The organism is Micromonospora sp. WMMD712 (assembly GCF_029581295.1).
GTDB classification, from domain to species: Bacteria; Actinomycetota; Actinomycetes; order Mycobacteriales; family Micromonosporaceae; genus Micromonospora; species Micromonospora carbonacea.
Window position 1 is genome coordinate 1,074,995 of the sequence record NZ_CP120743.1, and the last position, 15,861, is coordinate 1,090,855.

Sequence of the window (15,861 nt, forward strand, 5' to 3'; positions counted from 1 at the left end):
TCACGATACGGAGAAGAATCGGGCAAGTCAGGCGTACATGAATAAACGTATTATTCACGTCGAGACGGGTGATCGGGGTCGCCCGGGGTGTCTCCGCGGCTCAGCCGCCGACGTGGATGCCGGGGCGGCGGGACGGGTCCCGCTCCGACTTGCGGATGATCTCCCGCACCACGGGCGGGGTGTCGCCGCGCCCCAGGATCAGATAGCGCAGCAAATGGGCGATGGGGTTGCCCTCGGACCACTCGAAGTGCGCGTGCGGGCGGACCCCGGTGGCGTCGCGCAGCGCGAGCAGGATCGCGGCGATCGCGTTGGGCACGGCCGGGCTGGCCGCCCGCAGCACCCGGTACCCGCCGACCTCCACCCCGTGCACCCGCAGGACCCGGCTGAACTCCGACGGGTCGACGACGTCGACCTCCAGGAACAGCACGTCGGCGGCACCCGGGACCGGGTTCATGCCGCGCTGCGCGCGCTCCTTGACCGTGTACTCCTTCACCGCCCCGCTGTCGCGCTTGTTGGCGATCAGGTGCAGCCGGCCGTCGTGGGCGAGGGACTCGGCGACGAACCGGCGGGCGTCGTCGTCGAACTCGATCCGGTCGGCGCGCAGCTCCGTGGTGCGGGTGACCCGGGAGATCAGCGAGACGCCGATGATGCCCGCGATGAACAGGCCGGAGATGGCGATCCCGTCCGGCTTGGCGATCACGTTCTCCGTGAGGGCGTAGAGCAGGACGACGGTGAGCACGGCGAAGCCGACCGCCGCGAACCGGTGCCGGGCGCGGGCCGTCGCGATCGTCACCGCCACCGCGGCGGAGACCATCATCGCCAGGATCCCGGTCGCGTACGCGCCGGCCTGGGCGTTGACGTCCGCGCGGAAGGCCACGGTGATCAGGATGCTGATCAGCGTGTAGACGATCACCACGGGGCGCACCGCCCGGCCCCACTCCGGGGCCATCCCGTACGAGGGCAGGTAGCGCGGCACGATGTTGATCAGACCGGCCATCGCCGAGGCACCGGCGAACCAGAGGATCAGCACGCTGCTGACGTCGTAGACCGTGCCGAACGCCTCGCCGAGCCGCTCGTGCGCCAGCCAGGCCAACGCCCGGCCGTTGGCCGCCCCGCCCGGCCGGAACTCCCGGGCGGGGATCAGCACGGTGGTGACGAGCGTCGTGGCGACCAGGTACACCGACATGATCAGCGCGGCGGCGGCGAGCAGCCGGCGCGTGTTGCGGATCCGGGCGGCGAGCCGACGCTCGGCGTCCGGGCCGTCCCCGCGCACCAGGGGCATCATGCTCACCCCGGTCTCGAAGCCCGACAGACCCAGGACCAGCAGCGGGAACGCCAGCACCGCCGGGCCGAGCAGGCCGGCGACCCCGCCGCCGCCGGCCGTCAGCGCGGCGGTCCAGTCCCCCAGCGCGGCCGGGTCCGCCACGATCGCCGCCACGCCCGCCGCGACGATCACCGCGTTCAGCCCCAGGAAGACCACCACCAGGGGCACCGCCACCGTCACCGCCTCGCGGAACCCGAGCAGGAAGACCCCGCCGAGGACCACCAGCAGCAGCACGGTCACCGCCACCGCCGCGAGGGTGCCGCGCGGGAACGACGCCGGCAGGTACGGGTTCTCCAGCAGGTGGACGGTGGCATCGGCGGCGGACAGGGTGATCGTGATGATCCACGAGGTGGCCACGAAGCCGAGCAGGACGAGGACGAAGACCTTGCCCCGCCAGAACGGCAGCAGCCGCTCCAGCATCGCCACCGAGCCCTGCCCGTGCGGGCTCTCCCGGGCCACCCGCCGGTACATCGGCAGCATCCCGAACAGGGTCAGCGCCACGATCAGCAGCGTCGCCACCGGGGAGAGCGCCCCGGCCGCCAGCGCGGCGATGCCGGGCAGGTACGACAGGGTGGAGAAGTAGTCGACGCCGGTCAGGCACATCACCTGCCACCACGGGTGCGCCCGGCCCTGCGTCTCCCCGGTCTCCGGCCCGACCGGCGGCACCCGGTGCTCGAACAACCAGCGGCCGAACCGGCCGGCGGGCTGCCGCGGGCGGGTCGCCCGGTCGACGCAGGCCGGGACGACCACGCCGTCGCCCGGGGCCGCCGCACGCCGGTGGCCCCGGGTCCGCCTCGGCTGCCCGCCGTCCCGCCGCTGCGCCATGCGCGCCCCCTCCACGCCCTGAACCGACCGTAGGCGCAACCCGCCGCCCGCTCCGGCCGAACCGGCGAGGAAGGTCGGGCCGGTCGACTCGGCGCGGCGGATCCCGCGGGAGGTCGGGCCGGTCAGCTCAGCGCGGCGGACCAGGCGGCCACGTGGGCGTCGAGGTGGTCGGCGGTGGCCCGCCAGTAGGGGCCGTCGTCCACCCAGATCCGCGCCCACGGCTGCCGGCCCTCCCGGGCGCCGGCCGCGAGCAGGTCGTACATGGCGCGGGCCCGCCGGCCGAGCAGCCGGGGCAGCTCGGCCCGCTGCGGGCCGTCGAGGCCGTAGCCGTCGACGAGGGCCCGCAGCCGCGCCGCCGACTCGGGCACCGGCCGGTCCGCCCGCATCCCGGCCATGCTCTGCGCCGCGTACGCCAGCTCCCACGGCCGCGACCCGGGCCCGGCGCCGTCCCAGTCGATCAGGACCCAGCCCCGGGGCGAGCGGATCAGGTTCCACGGCGCGGGGTCGTGGTGGCAGACCAGGTCCTCGCGGTCCGGCGGGATCACCCGCTGCCACACCGCCGGCTGCGGCGGCACGAACCCGGCCGTCGCGCGGTGCAGGTCGGCCAGCAGCGCCCCGATCCCGGCCAGCTCCCCCAGGGAGTACGTGCCGGTGACGTCGCCGGCCGCGCCGGGCACGTACTCCAGCACCTGACGGCCCCGGTCGTCGCGGCCCAGCGGGCGGGGCGCGCCGGGGAACCCCACCCGGTGCAGGTGGGCCAGCAGGGCGTCGACGGTGTCGGTCCACGGGCCGGCCGGTCGGCGGACCGTGTCGCCCACCCGGACCACCCCGGCGGTGGCGTTGCCGGGCAGCGGCTCCTCGCGGGTGCTCACCCCGCCATCGTGGCGGCCGCCCCGCCGGCCCGCCACCCCGTTACGGGACAGGGGGGTGTCCCCGCGCTTCCCCCCCGGTAGCGCGGGGACCCCCCGTACCCGGCTACTGCAGGAACGCCCCGAGGGGCGAGAGCAGCAGCCGACCGAGCGCGGCGGCGTTGTCGTCCAGCCGCTCACGCTCACACTCGCGGGCCTCCGGATCGTGCCGGCAGCGCCAGATCTTCTGGGCGTTGCGCCACGCCACGTTGCGCGTGTACTCGACCAGTTCGCCCTGGTACCAGTCGTCGATGTCGCCGTTGAGCATGTCGATCATGAGCTGCCAGTTGTCCAGGTAGCCGCGCCGCAGCTCCGGGATCCGCTCGGCGAAGATCTGGTTGATCTCCAGGTAGTCGTGGTGCTGGTCGGTGCCGTCGACCGGCTCGGACTCCAGACTGTCGAACGTGGTCACCAACGCGAACGGCAGGTCGAAGTTGATGTGGGCGTTCACCCCGGCCGCGGCCGACGGCAGCGGCCGGGCGTCCGGGCCGCGCATCCGCCGGAACAGGCAGGACCAGGCCCGGGGGGTGGCCGGGCTGGACTCCGTCCAGTAGCGCAGCGCGTCGAAGTAGCGGGCGGCGAACTCCACGTCGAGCCGGGCCAGGAAGACCGGGTCGGCGAAGCGGTCGTCGTACAGGCCGTTCAACACGCTGGTGGTGATGGTCAGGTACAGCTCGTTGAAGTCCGCGAGGGGGCAGCTTCGCTCCAACGGAGGCAGCCGCACCAGCAGGTCCTGGAGCTTGGTGAGGTGGTCGACCACCGCCGGCACGTCCGCCGGGTGGTCGGCGAGCAGCCCCACGATGTCCTGGTGCACCGGGCCCCAGACCGGTTCGTCCTTCCCCATGCGTCCTCCCCCCTGCGTGCCGCGGCATTCCCGCGCCGTGGCCTCGGGGCACAGCCTCTCAGCCGTGATCCGTGCGGCGGATCAGTAGAACGACGTATAAGCGGGCGACGGGCGTACGTCGTGGGGGATCTACTCGGGACGGTTGCGCAGGAAGATCGCGCTGGCCTGGACCCGGGTGCGCACCTGGAGCTTGTCGAAGATGTGCGACACGTGCACGCCGATGGTGCGTTCGGAGATGAACAGCCGCTGGCCGATCTCCTTGTTGGTCAGCCCTTCGGCCACGGCGGCGAGCACCTCGCGCTCCCGGGCCGTCAGCATCGCCAGCTCGTCGCCGGACGGCTCGTCGCCGGCCGCGGGCCGCCCGTCGGCGAGGGCGCCCCGGTCCTCCAACGTCACCCGGGCCCGGGTGGCCAGGGTGCGGATCTCGGTGCTCAGCGGCTCCGCGCCGAGCCCCTGCGCCACCTGGTACGCCTCGCGCAGCAGCTTGCCGGCGGTGGCGGTGCGGCTGCGGCGGGCCAGCAGCGCCTCGGCCTGCCGCAGCCGCGAGTACGCCGCCGGGTAGGGGTGGTGGCGGCGGTCCCACTCGGTCACCGAACGGGCCCACAGCTGCGGGTCGCTGCCGTCGAGGCGGCTGACCTCGGCCTCGCACAGGGCCAGGAACCCGTCGACCACGTCGCGCACCGGCCGGGCGGCGTGCTCGCTCTTGCGGGCCACCCGCTCGGCCACCTCGCGCAGCCGGCGCACCACCGTCGTGTCCACCGGGGCGCGGGCGGCGTGCGCCTCGGCCTCGGCGCGCAGCCCGTGCCAGACCAGGGCGGCGAGGATGCCGACGTCGTCGGAGCGGATCTCGGTGAGGCCGCGCTGCACGGCCTGCCGGGCCAGGTCGTGCCGGCCCTGCCACATCGCCAGGCCGGCGCGGAGGGTCAGCAGCGGGATGACGTGCCGGGCCCCGCCGCCGGCCAGCACGGTGGCGACGGCCTCCAGGTCGCGGTCGGCGGCGGCGATGTCGCCGTAGCCGACGGAGAGCCGGCAGCGGGCCAGCAGCAGCTCGACGGCGTCCGCGCCGGACGGGCGGTGCCGCAGCGCCGCCGCGACCACCTTCTCCGCCTCCGCCCACTGTCCCACCCGGAACAGCCCGTTGGTGGCGATGGCCAGCAGCCGGGTCTCGTAGGTGCGGCCCAGGCCCAGCTCGGCGACCCGCTCGGCGCCCCGGCGGGCCACCACCACCCCCTCCTCCAGGATGTTCAGCGGCCCGGTCAGCAGCTCCGCCAGGTGCAGGTAGGCGCAGGCCACGTCCTCGGGGCGGCCGGCCCGCTCGGCGGTGTCGAGGGCCTCCCGCATGACGGCCAGCCCGGCGTCCGGGTCCTCCAGGTAGGCCTCGCTGAAGCCCAGCGCCATGCTGGCCAGCACCACCTCGGAGACGGACCCCTCCACCTGCGCGGCCAGCTCCAGGGCCTCCCGGGCCCACTCGCCGGCGTCGGCGTAGCGGCCCAGGTGCAGCAGCAACTCGGCCAGGTGCGCGGCGGCCGTCGCCCGCTCCCGGGGGGTGCAGTCGGCGGCGGCCAGGGCCCGCCGGTACTCCGCCTCGGCGGGCGCGGACCGGCCGGCGGCGGCCAGGTAGCGGGCCCGCCGGATGTGCAGCGCGCAGGCCGGGGCCGCGTCCTCGGCGTCGGCCAGCTCCTCCAACAGGGACAACGCCCGGGCGTGCTCGCCGCAGTGGTGGGCCGCCTCGGCGGCGTGGCGCAACAGCTCCGCGCGGTCGGCGGTGATCCCGCCGTCGACCGGGGCGACCCCGGGGGCCTGCGGGCCGGCCAGTTGCAGGGCGACCGACCAGTGGCGGTGCGCCTCGGCGTAGCCGTGCAGCCGCTCGGCCTCCTGCGCCGCCGCGACCGCCGCCGGCAACGCCCGCGCCGGTTCCCCCGCCAGCCGCCAGTGGTGCGCCAGCCGCGCCTGGTGCAACTCCGCCGGGGCCGTCGTCAACGCCTCCGCGTAGCGACGGTGCAGCACCGACCGCTCCGCGGGCAGCAACTCGTGGGCGAGCACCTCCGCCACCAGCCGGTGCCGCAGCCGGTAACCGTCGTCGTCACCCATCAGCAACCGGTGCGCCACCGCCGCCCGCACCGCGTCGATCAGCTCCCCCTCCGGCAGCCGCATCACCTCGGCCAACAGCCAGTGCGGCACCGGCTCCACCCCGGCCGCCACCGCGTGCACCACCGCGTGCGCGGCCTGCGGCAACGCGTCCACCCGGGACAGGAACACCTCCCGCACCGTCTCCGACAGCCCGTCGCGCCCCTCGCGCAGGTCCCGCGCCAGCTCCTCCACCACGAACGGGTTCCCGCCGCTGCGCCGCCACAGCGACTCCGCCGCCTCCGCGCCCAACGGCCCGCCCAGCACCGCCGCGGCCAGCTGCTCGGTGCCCGCCCGGTCCAGCGGCGCCAGGTCGACCACCCGCACCGACCGCAGCCGACGCAGCTCGGTCAGCACCCGCCGCAGCGGGTGCGCGCCCTGCAACGACTCCGCCCGCACCGCCGCCAACACCGACAACTGGAGGTCGCCGAGCCCGGCCAGCAGATAGAGCAGCAACTGCCGGGTGGTGCGGTCGACCCACTGCAGGTCGTCGAGCACCAGCACCAACGGCCGCCCCTGCGCCACCAGGTGCAACCCCCGGGAGACCCGCTCCAGCAGGGCGCCCGCCCCGTCCGGGCCGGCCGTCTCGGCGGCGAACGTCTGCAACAGCCCGCGCACCGCCGACGACGTCCGCGCGTGCGAGGCCGTCAGCTCGGCGTCGAAGCGCCGCAACGCCTGCAACAGCGGATGCAGGGGAGACGAGTCGCCGATGTCGAGGCACGAGCCGGTGAGCACGAGCGCTCCCCCGGCGCGGAACCGGTCGCCCGCCTCGCGCAGCAGCCGGGTCTTGCCCACCCCGCTCTCGCCCGTGACGAACACCGCCGCCGTCTGCCCCGGACCCACGCCGTCGAGCAGCGCGGACCGCAGCGTCGCGAGGTGGTCGGCACGGCCGACGAGTGGTGCGAGGTCCACATCGCTGGCCATGTTCGCAGCCTAGTCACAGGTCCCCGGACCGTTCTACGGGTCTTCGCCCCCACTGGTACGCCTCGCGTCGACATTGCGACCAAAGGTTGCGGTAGGCCGACATACGTCGTTCTGCCGATCCCCCGTCGGACCGGTGGTGGGAGTCTCCTGAGGTCGTCAGGCACCAAGCGGGGGAAAGGCGGTGCGATGCCCATGTCCACGACCGGCAACGGAACGCAGTCGTCGACGCCGGCCGACTGGCCGGTGCCCGAGGAACTACGGACGGTCAGCGTCCTCTTCGCCGACATCGTCGGCTCGACCGCGCTGATCGACCGGCTCGACCCGGAGGAGGTCCGGGCCCTGCAACGCGCCTACTTCGACACCGTCGTCGGGGTGCTGGACCGCTGGGGCGGCGTGGTCGAGAAGTACGTCGGCGACGCCGTGATGGCCCTGTTCGGGGCCCGCGAGTCCGACGGCCACGACGCGTACCGGGCGGTGCGCGCCGGGCTGGAGATCCAGCGCGCCCTGGACGGTCGGCCCCTGCCGGGCGTGGCGGCCCTGCGCACGCGGGTCGGCGTCGCCACCGGCGAGGCGCTGGTGGACGTCGCGGGCATCCGCGCCGGCGCGCACGGCATGGCCAGCGGCGCGGTGATCACCGCCGCCGCCCGGCTCCAGGAGCACGCCCCGCCCGGCGGCGTCGTGCTCTGCGCGTCCACCCGCCGCGCCACCGCCGGGATGATCGTCCACCGGGCACTCGGCCCGCTGAGCGTCGCCGGCAAGCCGCTGCCCCTGGACGTGGCGCTCGCCGTCGGGGTCGACCGCCCCGAGCCGGTCCGCCACCACGGCCCGTTGGTCGGCCGCCGCCGGCAGCTCGCCGCCGCCCGGGACCGGGTGCTGCGGGCCGCCCGCGAGCGTGCCCCCCGCTGGGTGGCGCTGGTCGGCCCGGTCGGCAGCGGCCGCAGTCGGGTGCTGCACGAGCTGGGCCGCACGGTCGGGGCCGTCGACGGCACGCCGGTGCGCTGGTACGCCGCCGCCTGCCCGCCGCGTCCCGAGCAGCCGCTGACGCCCGTCGCCGACCTGCTGCGCGCGTTCGCGGGCCTGCGCGTCGACGAGCAGCCGGCGACCGTACGCCGACGGCTGCTGGCGGCGCTCGACGGCGTGGTCCCTGCGGGGCAGGCGCTGTCCACGGTGGTCGCGTTGGAGGGGCTGCTCGTCGGCCCGTCGCCGGTCGGCGCGGCGGTGTGGCAGCGGGTGCTGCTGCGCCTGGCCGACCGGCAGCCCGTCGTGCTGGCGCTCGACGACGCCGACCGGGCCGCCCCGGCGACGGACCGCTTCCTGCGTGCCCTGTTCGCGGCGGCCGTCGCCCGGCGGGTGCCGCTGGCGGTGGTGACGACGCGGCGTCCGCAGTGGAGCGGCGACCGCACCGGCCCCGAGGGCGGCCACGACGAGGTGCCGCTGCCCCCGCTGGCCGCGGTGGAGAGCGGTCGGCTGCTCCGCGGCCTGCTGGTCCGGGCCGGACAGCCGGCGGCGCTGGCGGCCCGGCTGCTGCCGCTGGTCGCCGGGTCGCCGGGGCACGCCGAGGCGTACGTGCGGCACGTGGCCGAGGGGACGGACCCGGCGCAGCCGCCGCAGCGGGTGCTCGCGGTCGCCGCCGCCCGCCTGGACGCCTGCGCCGGCCGGGAACGCGCCGCGCTGATGGTCGCCGCCGCGCTCGGCCCCGGGACCGCCGCCGCGACGGTCGACCGGGCCCTCGGGTGGCCGGCGGGCCAGGCCGAGCGGACCATGTCCGCGCTCGCCGCGCGCGGGCTGCTGCGTCGGACGCGGGGCGGGTACGACGTCGCCGACCCGGCGCTGCGCCGGGTGGCGCACGACCGGCTGCCCCGGGCGGTCCTGGCGGCCGTCGTGCGCCGCGCCGGTGCGACCGCACCGGTGCCGCCGGCGCGGCCCGCGACGCACCCGGCCCCGGCGCGGCCCCGGCCGACGGCACCGGCCCGGCCGGCGCGCCCCGGCCCGCGCGACCGGTCGCCCGGCGGCGGTGCCCGGCCGGACGGGAGCCGGGAGCCGGGCCGGCGCGGCCCCCGGCCGGGCCGGGATCAGCGCAGCGTCTCCAGCCGGGGCGCCGGGTCCGCCGGGTCCGGCATGGCGGCGGTCCCGCCGCTGACCTCGCGGGCGGCCCCGGCCGGTGCCGGGCCGGTCAGCAGCCGGGTGAGCAGTTCGGCGGTGATCCGCCGGCCCGGGGCGGCGAGGCCGGACCCCCGGCCGGCGATGAGCCCGGCGTTGTGCCGACGGTCCCCCGGCCCCGTGGTCGCCAACTGCGGGATGCCGGCGACGAACGCACCGCACGTGCTGCCCGAGCCGCCGTGGCACACCAGCGCCGCGCTCGCCGGCACGACGCGGATGAGGCCGCCGCCCGCGCCAGCTTCCCAACATGTGGACGGCGGCGCGACGCGCCCGGCGTGGACGGCCGCCGGTCCCGGACCGTCGCCCACGGGAGCCGCACAATGACGCTGAGTCGCCATCTCCCGAGAGGACCGCCGATGAACAGCAGCGGAGTCCGCCACGACACTTCACCGTCCGCAGTCGCCTCCCCCGGAGTGCCGCCGGCCACCCGCCGGGAGGACCTCGTCACCGTCCTGTTCGGCGCGGTGCTCACCGCCGGGGCGATGTCCGACGGCTGGGCGCACAGCAACATCATCGAGACCATCGAAGGCTTCTTCACCCCGTGGCACGGGCTGCTCTACGCGGGCTTCGTCGCCACGGCGGCGTGGACGTGCTGGCTGGCGTACCGGCGGCGCGGCGGCGCGCCCCGATGGTGGCGGGACGGCTGGCCCGCCGGCTACCGGGTCGGCGCGATCGCGGCGGCGACCTTCCTGCTCGCCGGCCTGGCCGACCTGACCTGGCACGAGACGCTGGGGGTGGAGGTCGGGCTCGACGCCGCGTTCAGCCCGAGCCACCTGCTCCTCGACGCCTCGGCGGTGCTGCTGGTGACCAGCCCGCTGCGCTCGTGGTGGGCCAGCGGCGAGGGCGGCGCGCGCTCGGCCACGGGCGTCGCCTCGCTCATGCTCGGCGCGATGGCCCCGTCCATCCTGCTCACCTACGCGTCGGCGTTCCTCACCCTCGCCCCGACCCGGTTCATCGGCGGCCTGGGCACCCAGCAGCAGGCGGTGCTCGGCGTCGACGCGTACCTGCTCACGACGCTGCTGCTGGTGGGGCCGTTCCTGCTGGTCCACCGGCGGCGCGCGGCCCCGGGCACGGGCGCGGCCCTGGTCGCCGGGGTGGCGTTGTTCAACCTGGTGATGCAGGAGTTCCCGACGCCGCAGACGTGGGCCGCGCTGGGGACCCTGGGCGGCGCGGCCCTCGCCGACGCGCTGCTGTGGCGGCTGGACGCCGTACGCGGCCCGGACGCGCCGCTGCGGCTGCCGCTGGCCGGGGCGCTGCTCGGCGGCCTGCTGGTCGCCGGCCACCTGACCGGCCTCGCGCCGGCCGTCGGGGTGCGCTGGACACCCGAGGTGACCGGCGGCGTCGTCGTCCTCGCCGCGCTGCTGGGCGCCCTGCTCGGCGGCCTGGCCGCACGCCCCGCCGGGCCCGCCCCGGCACCGGTGCCGCCGACGCCGGCGGTGCCGGCCCAGGCGGTCCCGCTCGGCCGGCGGTGACCGGCCCGGCCGCCGCCTGCCCGCGCCCGGCCGGCCGGGCGGGCGGGACGCGGTGCAGCGCGGCGGCTCGTCCGGCGGTCCCGCTCACGGGGTGAGCAGGGTCTCGCCGACCGCCGCCCGCTCCTCGACGGCGCGGGGCGGGCCGGGTCACGGGTTCTCCGGATCCAGGTTGCGTTCGCGCAGCAGCGCGTCCAGCTTGGCCTCGATCCGGTAGTCGGACTCCCGGGACTGGGACGAGCCCCAGTAGTAGAAGAGGGCCAGCCCGGCGGCCTGCCAGATCAGCTGGAGGAACTCCGACTGCCAGTTCTCGAAGGTGCTCGCGAAGAACTGCGGCAGGAACTCGGACCAGGCGAACGCCTGGCCGTGCTGGCTCGCCTCGTTGCGCTGCACCACGAGTTGGAAGAGGAACTGGCCGACCCACGAGAAGAGGAAGAGCGCGCCGGTGACCAGCGCGAAGGCGTACGCCTTGGGCCATCGCGGCTTGCGGAACGGCGGGCCGGCCGCCGGGCCGCGACTGCGGCCACCCCCGGTGTCGGCGCTGACGGACGGGCGCGTGCCGGCCGGTGTGCTGGTCTCCGCCATCACGATCCCCCTCTCGGTAGTCGATCTCACCCGTGATGTGCCCCGCCCGGACCCGGTCGAAACCGTGCTGAACAGGGACGGAGACCGCGAACGACACTCCCCCCTTGTTGCCAATCATTGGCAACAAGGTCTGGACGTCGACCGGCGGCGTAACTAGCCTGATGCGTATGACTCCTTACATCAGCGAGGGTGTGGCCGAGGCGTCCGCCGGACGCCCCGCGACGATCACCGAGGGTTCCGCCGTCCCCGCCCCCGGGCTCGCCGCGACGGCGGCGGCCTGGCAGGAGAGCTGGGATCGGCAGCAGGAGGGGTTCATGCCGGACCGGGAGGAACGCCTCGCCGCCATGCTCGACGCCGTCGAGGCCGTGGTCGACACGGACTCACCCCGCCTGCTCGACCTCGCCGGTGGCACCGGCACGATCACGCTGCGCGCCCTGGCCCGCTTCCCCCGGGCCCGGGTCACCCTGATCGACCTCGACCCCGCCCTGCTCGCCCTGGCCCGCGCGTCGCTGGGCGATCCTGCCTGCCCCGCCCCACGCCGCCCGCGCCACGCCACGCCTTGATCGTCTGCGCGGAAAGGAGACGACACGCCGGCCGCAATCTCCGCTTCCCGCAGACGATCAAGGGGCCCTCCGTGCGGGGCGGCGGGGGTAGGCTCGCGCTCGTACGCCCAGGCGGCCGGTGGGAGGGCGAGGTGGCAGGACCGACCCCGCGCCGGGTCGACCCCGACGTCGACCTGCGGGTGCCGGCCGACCGGGGCGAGCTGCGCGCCCACCCGGCGGTCGTGCTCGGCGTCATCGCGGCCGGGGGCGTGCTCGGCGCGCTCGCCCGGGCGGGCGTCCAGGCGGCGTTCCCGCACCCGCCGACCGGGTTCGGCTGGGCGACGTTCGGCGTCAACGTGTCCGGGTGCCTGCTGATCGGGGCGCTGATGGCGGTGGTCACCGCCGGCCGCGTTCCGCCGCTCACCCGGCCGTTCCTGGGCGTGGGCGTGCTCGGCGGCTACACCACCTTCTCCACGTACGTGGTGGACGTGCGGCAGGCGGCGCTCGCCGGTGCGGCGGGCACCGCGCTGGCGTACCTCGTCGCCACCCTGCTGGGGGCGCTCGCCGCGGTCTGGGTCGGCGACGCCGCCGCGGCCCGGCTGCTCGGCCGCGCGACCGGCCCGCACGCCCACCCGACGACACCGGGGCCCGCGGACCCCGACGGGGCGCGGCCCGACGGCGGGCCGGCGTGACGGCCCTGCTGATCGCCCTCGGCGCGGCCGTCGGTGCGCCGCTGCGCTACCTCACCGACCGGGCCGTGCAGGCCCGGCACGCCTCACCGTTCCCCTGGGGCACCCTGACGGTGAACGTGGTCGGCTCGCTGGTGCTCGGCGCCCTGGTCGCCGCCCCGGTCGGCCCGGCGGTGGGCGCGCTGCTGGCCACCGGGTTCTGCGGCGCGCTCACCACCTACTCCACCTTCGGGTACGAGACGCTGCGCCTGGCCCGGGACGGCTCCCGCCTGCTCGCGCTGGTGAACGCGCTGACCAGCGTCGCCGCCGGGCTGGGCGCGGCGACCCTGGGTTTCGCGGTGACCCGCGCGCTGGTCGGCTAGCCGCCGCCCCCGCACGGGGTGGTGCCGTCCATGGGGTCGTGCCCGGAACACGGTCCGGCCGGCGGCGATCATGGTGCGGGAGAGGCCAACTAGGATGAGTTGGTGAGCACGCCCCGGCAAGCGGAGGCCCGCATCGGTCCGCTCGGCGCGCTGTTGTGCCGGCTGGTGTTCCTCGCCATCTGCCTGCCCGGGCCGGCCCTGCTCGTCGCCGGCCTGACGCTGGACCCGCCACCGTCGCCCGGGGAATTCTGGGGCCTGCTCGCCGGTGCCGCGTTCATGACGGTTGTCGGCGTCGGTTTCGGCGTCCTCGGGTTGCGGCTGGTCGCCCGGTCGCGACGCGACGCGCGTCACCTGTCCGCCGCGGGTGTCGCCGCGACGGCGGAGATCCTCTCCGTGGCGGACCGCGTGGACGGAGAGGACCCGGGGCTGACGCTCCGCCTGCGCATCAGCGGGCCCGGGTTCGCCGCGTTCGAGGCGGACGTGAACCGCCCCGTCGACCCGGCCCTCGTGCCCGGCGCGGCGCTGCCCGCCACCGTCGTACCCGCGGACCGGCTCTTCTCGATCCCCTGACCGCCTGCGGAACGAGTGATCCGCCCCGCCGCCTCGCCACCGGGGCGGATCACGATGGTCAGGCGGTCACCCTGGCGACGAACGCGGCGAGGTGGGCCACCGTCCGCTGGACCTTCTCCTCCAGGGTCAACGACTCCTGGAGGCGCGCGCCGGGCCCGGCGTCCTTCCTGCCGCGCACGTACAGGGAACAGGCGAGGTCGCTACAGACGTACGTGCCGACGGTGTTGCCCTGTTGCCCGGGCCGGCCCGCCCGGCGCGCGACCATCAGCGAGACGCCGCCGGCCGGGGTGGTGAGGCAGATCGAGCACATGCCGCGCGGTCGCTGCGCGGCGGTGGGGCTGGGGCAGCGCAGCGCGAGGGCCGTCGGGCGACCGTCGAGCACGGTGACGAGGTAGGCGCGGTCCGGTGCCTGCGGGTCCCGCCAGCCGAGGTAGTCCAGGTCGACCCAGGGGCGGTCGGCCAGGTCGCGCGGCACGGACAGGCGCTTCGCCTCGCCCTTGGTGCAGTTGAGGAACGCGGCACGGATCTGTTGCTCGGTCAGCGGCTCCATGCATGGCACGCTAGGTTGCCTAAAGACTTTAGGCAAACGCATAATCGACTTAGGCAACCGAGGAGGATCGTGGCCCGCGCCGGACTCACCGCAGCACGCCTGACCCTGGCCGGGGCGGAGCTGGCCGACGAAGTCGGCTTCGACCAGGTGACCGTCTCTGCGGTCGCCAGGCGGTTCGGCGTCACCGTCGCCAGCCTCTACTCACACCTGCGAAACTCCCAGGACCTCAGGACCCGGATCGCCCTGCTCGCCCTGGACGACCTCGCCACCCGCGCCGCCGACGCCCTGGCCGGGCGGTCCGGCAGGGACGCGCTGACCGCCGTGGCGAACGTCTACCGCGACTACGCCCGGGAGCACCCGGGCCGCTACGCCGCCGCCCAGCTCCGGCTCGACCCGGCCCCGGCCGCCGCCAGCGCCGGCGTCCGGCACGCGCGGATGCTCCGGGCGATCCTGCGGGGGTACGACCTGACCGAACCCGACCAGACGCACGCGGTCCGCCTGCTGGGCAGCGTCTTCCACGGCTACGTCAGCCTCGAGCTGGGGGGCGGGTTCGACCACAGCGCCCCCGACACCCAGGAGACCTGGACCCGGATCCTGGACGCCCTGGACACCCTCCTGACCACCTGGCCCCACCCCACCTCGCCCCGGTGATCAAAGGGTCTGCGTCACCGTGAAGATCGAGGTTGACGCCGTCCTCCCGGTCACCGAACGGGCCCGGGGGCCGAGCCGGGGCCGGGATCCGAGCCGGGGGTGGGACGGGCGGCCAGGACCAGGAGGAGTTCCGTGCGGGCGGTCGGGTCGGTCAGGTCGTCGCCGTACAGCTCACGCAGGCGTCTGATGCGGTAGCTGACGGTCTGCGGGTGCACGTACAGCTCGCTGGCGACCTCGGCGCGCGAGCCCCAGTGCCGCAGCCAGCTGTGCAGGGTCACCAGCAGGCTCTCCCGCTGGGCCGGGCGCAGTTGCGCCAGGGGCGCGAGCCGGCGGGCGGTGAGCACGGCCAGCGCGCCGGCCTCCCCGCGCAGGGTCAGCGCGACCAGATGGTCGTCGACGAAGACCGGGCCCGGGTCCGCCCCGGCCGGCCCGGCGGTCAGCTCGGCGAGCCGGACCGCCGCCGGCAGCTGCGCCCAGCCCAGCGCCGGCCCCACCACCGCCCCGCGCCCCGCGAGGGCCTCGGCGAGCTGCGGGCGGGCGGAGCGGGGGCCGGCCCGCAGCAGCAGCACGGCGTCGCGGGCGCGTTCGACCACGAGGCCGTCCGCGCCGTAGCGGAACCGCGCGTCGCGGGCCTGTTCCAGCGGCAGCAGGACCGGCGTCACCTCGTCGAGGCGCGGCCAGCCGATCCGCGCGGCGGCGGCCTCGACGGCGGCGGGCAGCCCGTCGCCGCGCAGCAGCAGCTCGGCGAGCTGCCGGCGTCGCCGGTCGCCCTCCCCGGCCTGCTCGCGCAGCTGGAGGGCGTAGCCGTCGGTGCTCGCGGCGGCCAGCTCGTCGACGTACGCGGTGATGGCGTCGGACAGGTCGATCAGCTCCGCGGTGTCGACGGGGCGCAGCCGGGCCAGCGACTCCGACGCGGTGCGCAGCATCAGCCGCGCCGCCGTCCGCTGCGCCGCCAGCAGCGCCTCCGGCCCCCGGTCCTCGCGCGCCTCGCCCGCGCCGAGCGCCACGAAGACGTCCCGCACGCGCGGCGGCAGGGCGGGCTCGGCGGTGCCGACGAGGTCGACGAAGCGCTCGAACGCGACCTGCACGGCGGTGCGCACGTCCCGGGCGAACTTGGCGTCGGAGATGGCGGCGAAGGCCGGGGTGGCCTCGGTGACCGCCGCCGCGACCGCGCCGACGGTGGCGGGCAGGTGGGGGCGCATCGCGGCGGCCAGGTCGGCGGGGAGCCGCTGCCAGGGCGTGACGGGCGCGGTCATCCCGCGATTTTGTCACGCGGTGACAATCGGGGGCCCGATTCTCGCGTCCGGCGGGACGGTGCTCCGCGTCGGCCG

The 15,861-nt window shown here is 76.2% G+C and carries 14 protein-coding genes and 1 pseudogene; 7 read left to right on the plus strand and 8 right to left on the minus strand.

Annotated elements, in window-relative coordinates:
• Positions 1-100: 100 nt before the first annotated feature.
• From O7633_RS04310 to O7633_RS04325, 4 genes are all read right to left on the minus strand, one after another.
• Positions 101-2,149 (minus strand): amino acid transporter, encoded by a 2,049-nt coding sequence (locus O7633_RS04310; protein ID WP_282326155.1) that lies wholly within the window; start codon positions 2,147-2,149, stop codon positions 101-103.
• Positions 2,150-2,271: 122 nt separating this feature from the next.
• A complete protein-coding gene (locus tag O7633_RS04315; protein ID WP_178065219.1) occupies positions 2,272-3,021 on the minus strand; it encodes a phosphotransferase in 750 nt (249 codons plus the stop codon).
• Positions 3,022-3,124: 103 nt separating this feature from the next.
• Complete coding sequence (locus O7633_RS04320; RefSeq protein WP_178065218.1) at positions 3,125-3,901, minus strand: DUF5995 family protein; 777 nt, start codon at positions 3,899-3,901, stop codon at positions 3,125-3,127.
• 129 nt (positions 3,902-4,030) lie between these two features.
• A complete protein-coding gene (locus O7633_RS04325) occupies positions 4,031-6,952 on the minus strand; it encodes an AAA family ATPase (protein ID WP_282326158.1) in 2,922 nt (973 codons plus the stop codon).
• Between the two features lie 192 nt (positions 6,953-7,144).
• On the opposite strand from O7633_RS04325, the pseudogene O7633_RS33125 reads away from it, so the two are divergent.
• Positions 7,145-8,305, plus strand: a pseudogene (locus O7633_RS33125) (adenylate/guanylate cyclase domain-containing protein); the annotation flags it as partial.
• A 719-nt stretch (positions 8,306-9,024) separates the two neighbouring features.
• Here the strand turns inward: O7633_RS33125 and O7633_RS33130 are convergent.
• The gene (locus tag O7633_RS33130) at positions 9,025-9,450 is read right to left on the minus strand and encodes a nucleotide disphospho-sugar-binding domain-containing protein (RefSeq protein WP_348776334.1); all 426 of its coding nucleotides are present in this window, start codon (positions 9,448-9,450) and stop codon (positions 9,025-9,027) included.
• Between the two features lie 18 nt (positions 9,451-9,468).
• Here O7633_RS33130 and O7633_RS04335 point away from each other — a divergent pair, with 18 nt between their 5' ends.
• A complete protein-coding gene (locus O7633_RS04335; protein WP_282326160.1) occupies positions 9,469-10,584 on the plus strand; it encodes a hypothetical protein in 1,116 nt (371 codons plus the stop codon).
• Between the two features lie 147 nt (positions 10,585-10,731).
• Here O7633_RS04335 and O7633_RS04340 read toward each other — a convergent pair whose 3' ends face one another.
• The gene (locus tag O7633_RS04340) at positions 10,732-11,166 is read right to left on the minus strand and encodes a DUF6766 family protein (protein ID WP_282326161.1); all 435 of its coding nucleotides are present in this window, start codon (positions 11,164-11,166) and stop codon (positions 10,732-10,734) included.
• Positions 11,167-11,333: 167 nt separating this feature from the next.
• Here O7633_RS04340 and O7633_RS33135 point away from each other — a divergent pair, with 167 nt between their 5' ends.
• The 4 genes from O7633_RS33135 to O7633_RS04360 all read left to right on the plus strand — a co-directional run bounded on the left by O7633_RS33135 (position 11,334) and on the right by O7633_RS04360 (position 13,329).
• Positions 11,334-11,729 (plus strand): class I SAM-dependent methyltransferase, encoded by a 396-nt coding sequence (locus O7633_RS33135; RefSeq protein ID WP_348776317.1) that lies wholly within the window; start codon positions 11,334-11,336, stop codon positions 11,727-11,729.
• A 131-nt stretch (positions 11,730-11,860) separates the two neighbouring features.
• Positions 11,861-12,400, plus strand: coding sequence for a CrcB family protein (locus tag O7633_RS04350; protein WP_282326175.1), 540 nt, complete (start codon positions 11,861-11,863; stop codon positions 12,398-12,400).
• Entirely contained in the window at positions 12,397-12,759 is a 363-nt protein-coding gene (gene crcB / locus O7633_RS04355) for a fluoride efflux transporter CrcB (protein ID WP_282326177.1), read from the plus strand. Before O7633_RS04350 ends, crcB begins: the two co-directional genes overlap by 4 nt.
• 102 nt (positions 12,760-12,861) lie before the next feature.
• Positions 12,862-13,329 (plus strand): hypothetical protein, encoded by a 468-nt coding sequence (locus O7633_RS04360; protein ID WP_282326179.1) that lies wholly within the window; start codon positions 12,862-12,864, stop codon positions 13,327-13,329.
• 58 nt (positions 13,330-13,387) lie between these two features.
• Here the strand turns inward: O7633_RS04360 and O7633_RS04365 are convergent, their stop codons facing one another.
• The gene (locus O7633_RS04365) at positions 13,388-13,879 is read right to left on the minus strand and encodes an FBP domain-containing protein (protein WP_282326180.1); all 492 of its coding nucleotides are present in this window, start codon (positions 13,877-13,879) and stop codon (positions 13,388-13,390) included.
• Positions 13,880-13,948: 69 nt separating this feature from the next.
• Here O7633_RS04365 and O7633_RS04370 point away from each other — a divergent pair, with 69 nt between their 5' ends.
• A complete protein-coding gene (locus O7633_RS04370) occupies positions 13,949-14,530 on the plus strand; it encodes a TetR/AcrR family transcriptional regulator (protein ID WP_282326182.1) in 582 nt (193 codons plus the stop codon).
• A 50-nt stretch (positions 14,531-14,580) separates the two neighbouring features.
• On the opposite strand, the gene O7633_RS04375 is transcribed toward O7633_RS04370, so the two are convergent.
• Positions 14,581-15,786: a PucR family transcriptional regulator gene (locus O7633_RS04375; protein WP_282326184.1), complete on the minus strand. Its 1,206-nt coding sequence runs from the start codon at positions 15,784-15,786 to the stop codon at positions 14,581-14,583.
• Between the last annotated feature and the right edge of the window lie 75 nt (positions 15,787-15,861).

Bases quoted from the DNA above. Each gene is read 5' to 3' on its own strand.
- O7633_RS04365 (WP_282326180.1), bottom strand. From the start codon at position 13,879: ATGGAGCCGCTGACCGAGCAACAGATCCGTGCCGCGTTCCTCAACTGC.
- O7633_RS04320 (WP_178065218.1), bottom strand. From the start codon at position 3,901: ATGGGGAAGGACGAACCGGTCTGGGGCCCGGTGCACCAGGACATCGTG.
- O7633_RS33130 (WP_348776334.1), bottom strand. From the start codon at position 9,450: ATGGCGACTCAGCGTCATTGTGCGGCTCCCGTGGGCGACGGTCCGGGA.
- O7633_RS33135 (WP_348776317.1), top strand. From the start codon at position 11,334: ATGACTCCTTACATCAGCGAGGGTGTGGCCGAGGCGTCCGCCGGACGC.
- O7633_RS04310 (WP_282326155.1), bottom strand. From the start codon at position 2,149: ATGGCGCAGCGGCGGGACGGCGGGCAGCCGAGGCGGACCCGGGGCCAC.
- O7633_RS04325 (WP_282326158.1), bottom strand. From the start codon at position 6,952: ATGGCCAGCGATGTGGACCTCGCACCACTCGTCGGCCGTGCCGACCAC.
- O7633_RS04375 (WP_282326184.1), bottom strand. From the start codon at position 15,786: ATGACCGCGCCCGTCACGCCCTGGCAGCGGCTCCCCGCCGACCTGGCC.
- O7633_RS04335 (WP_282326160.1), top strand. From the start codon at position 9,469: ATGAACAGCAGCGGAGTCCGCCACGACACTTCACCGTCCGCAGTCGCC.
- O7633_RS04340 (WP_282326161.1), bottom strand. From the start codon at position 11,166: ATGGCGGAGACCAGCACACCGGCCGGCACGCGCCCGTCCGTCAGCGCC.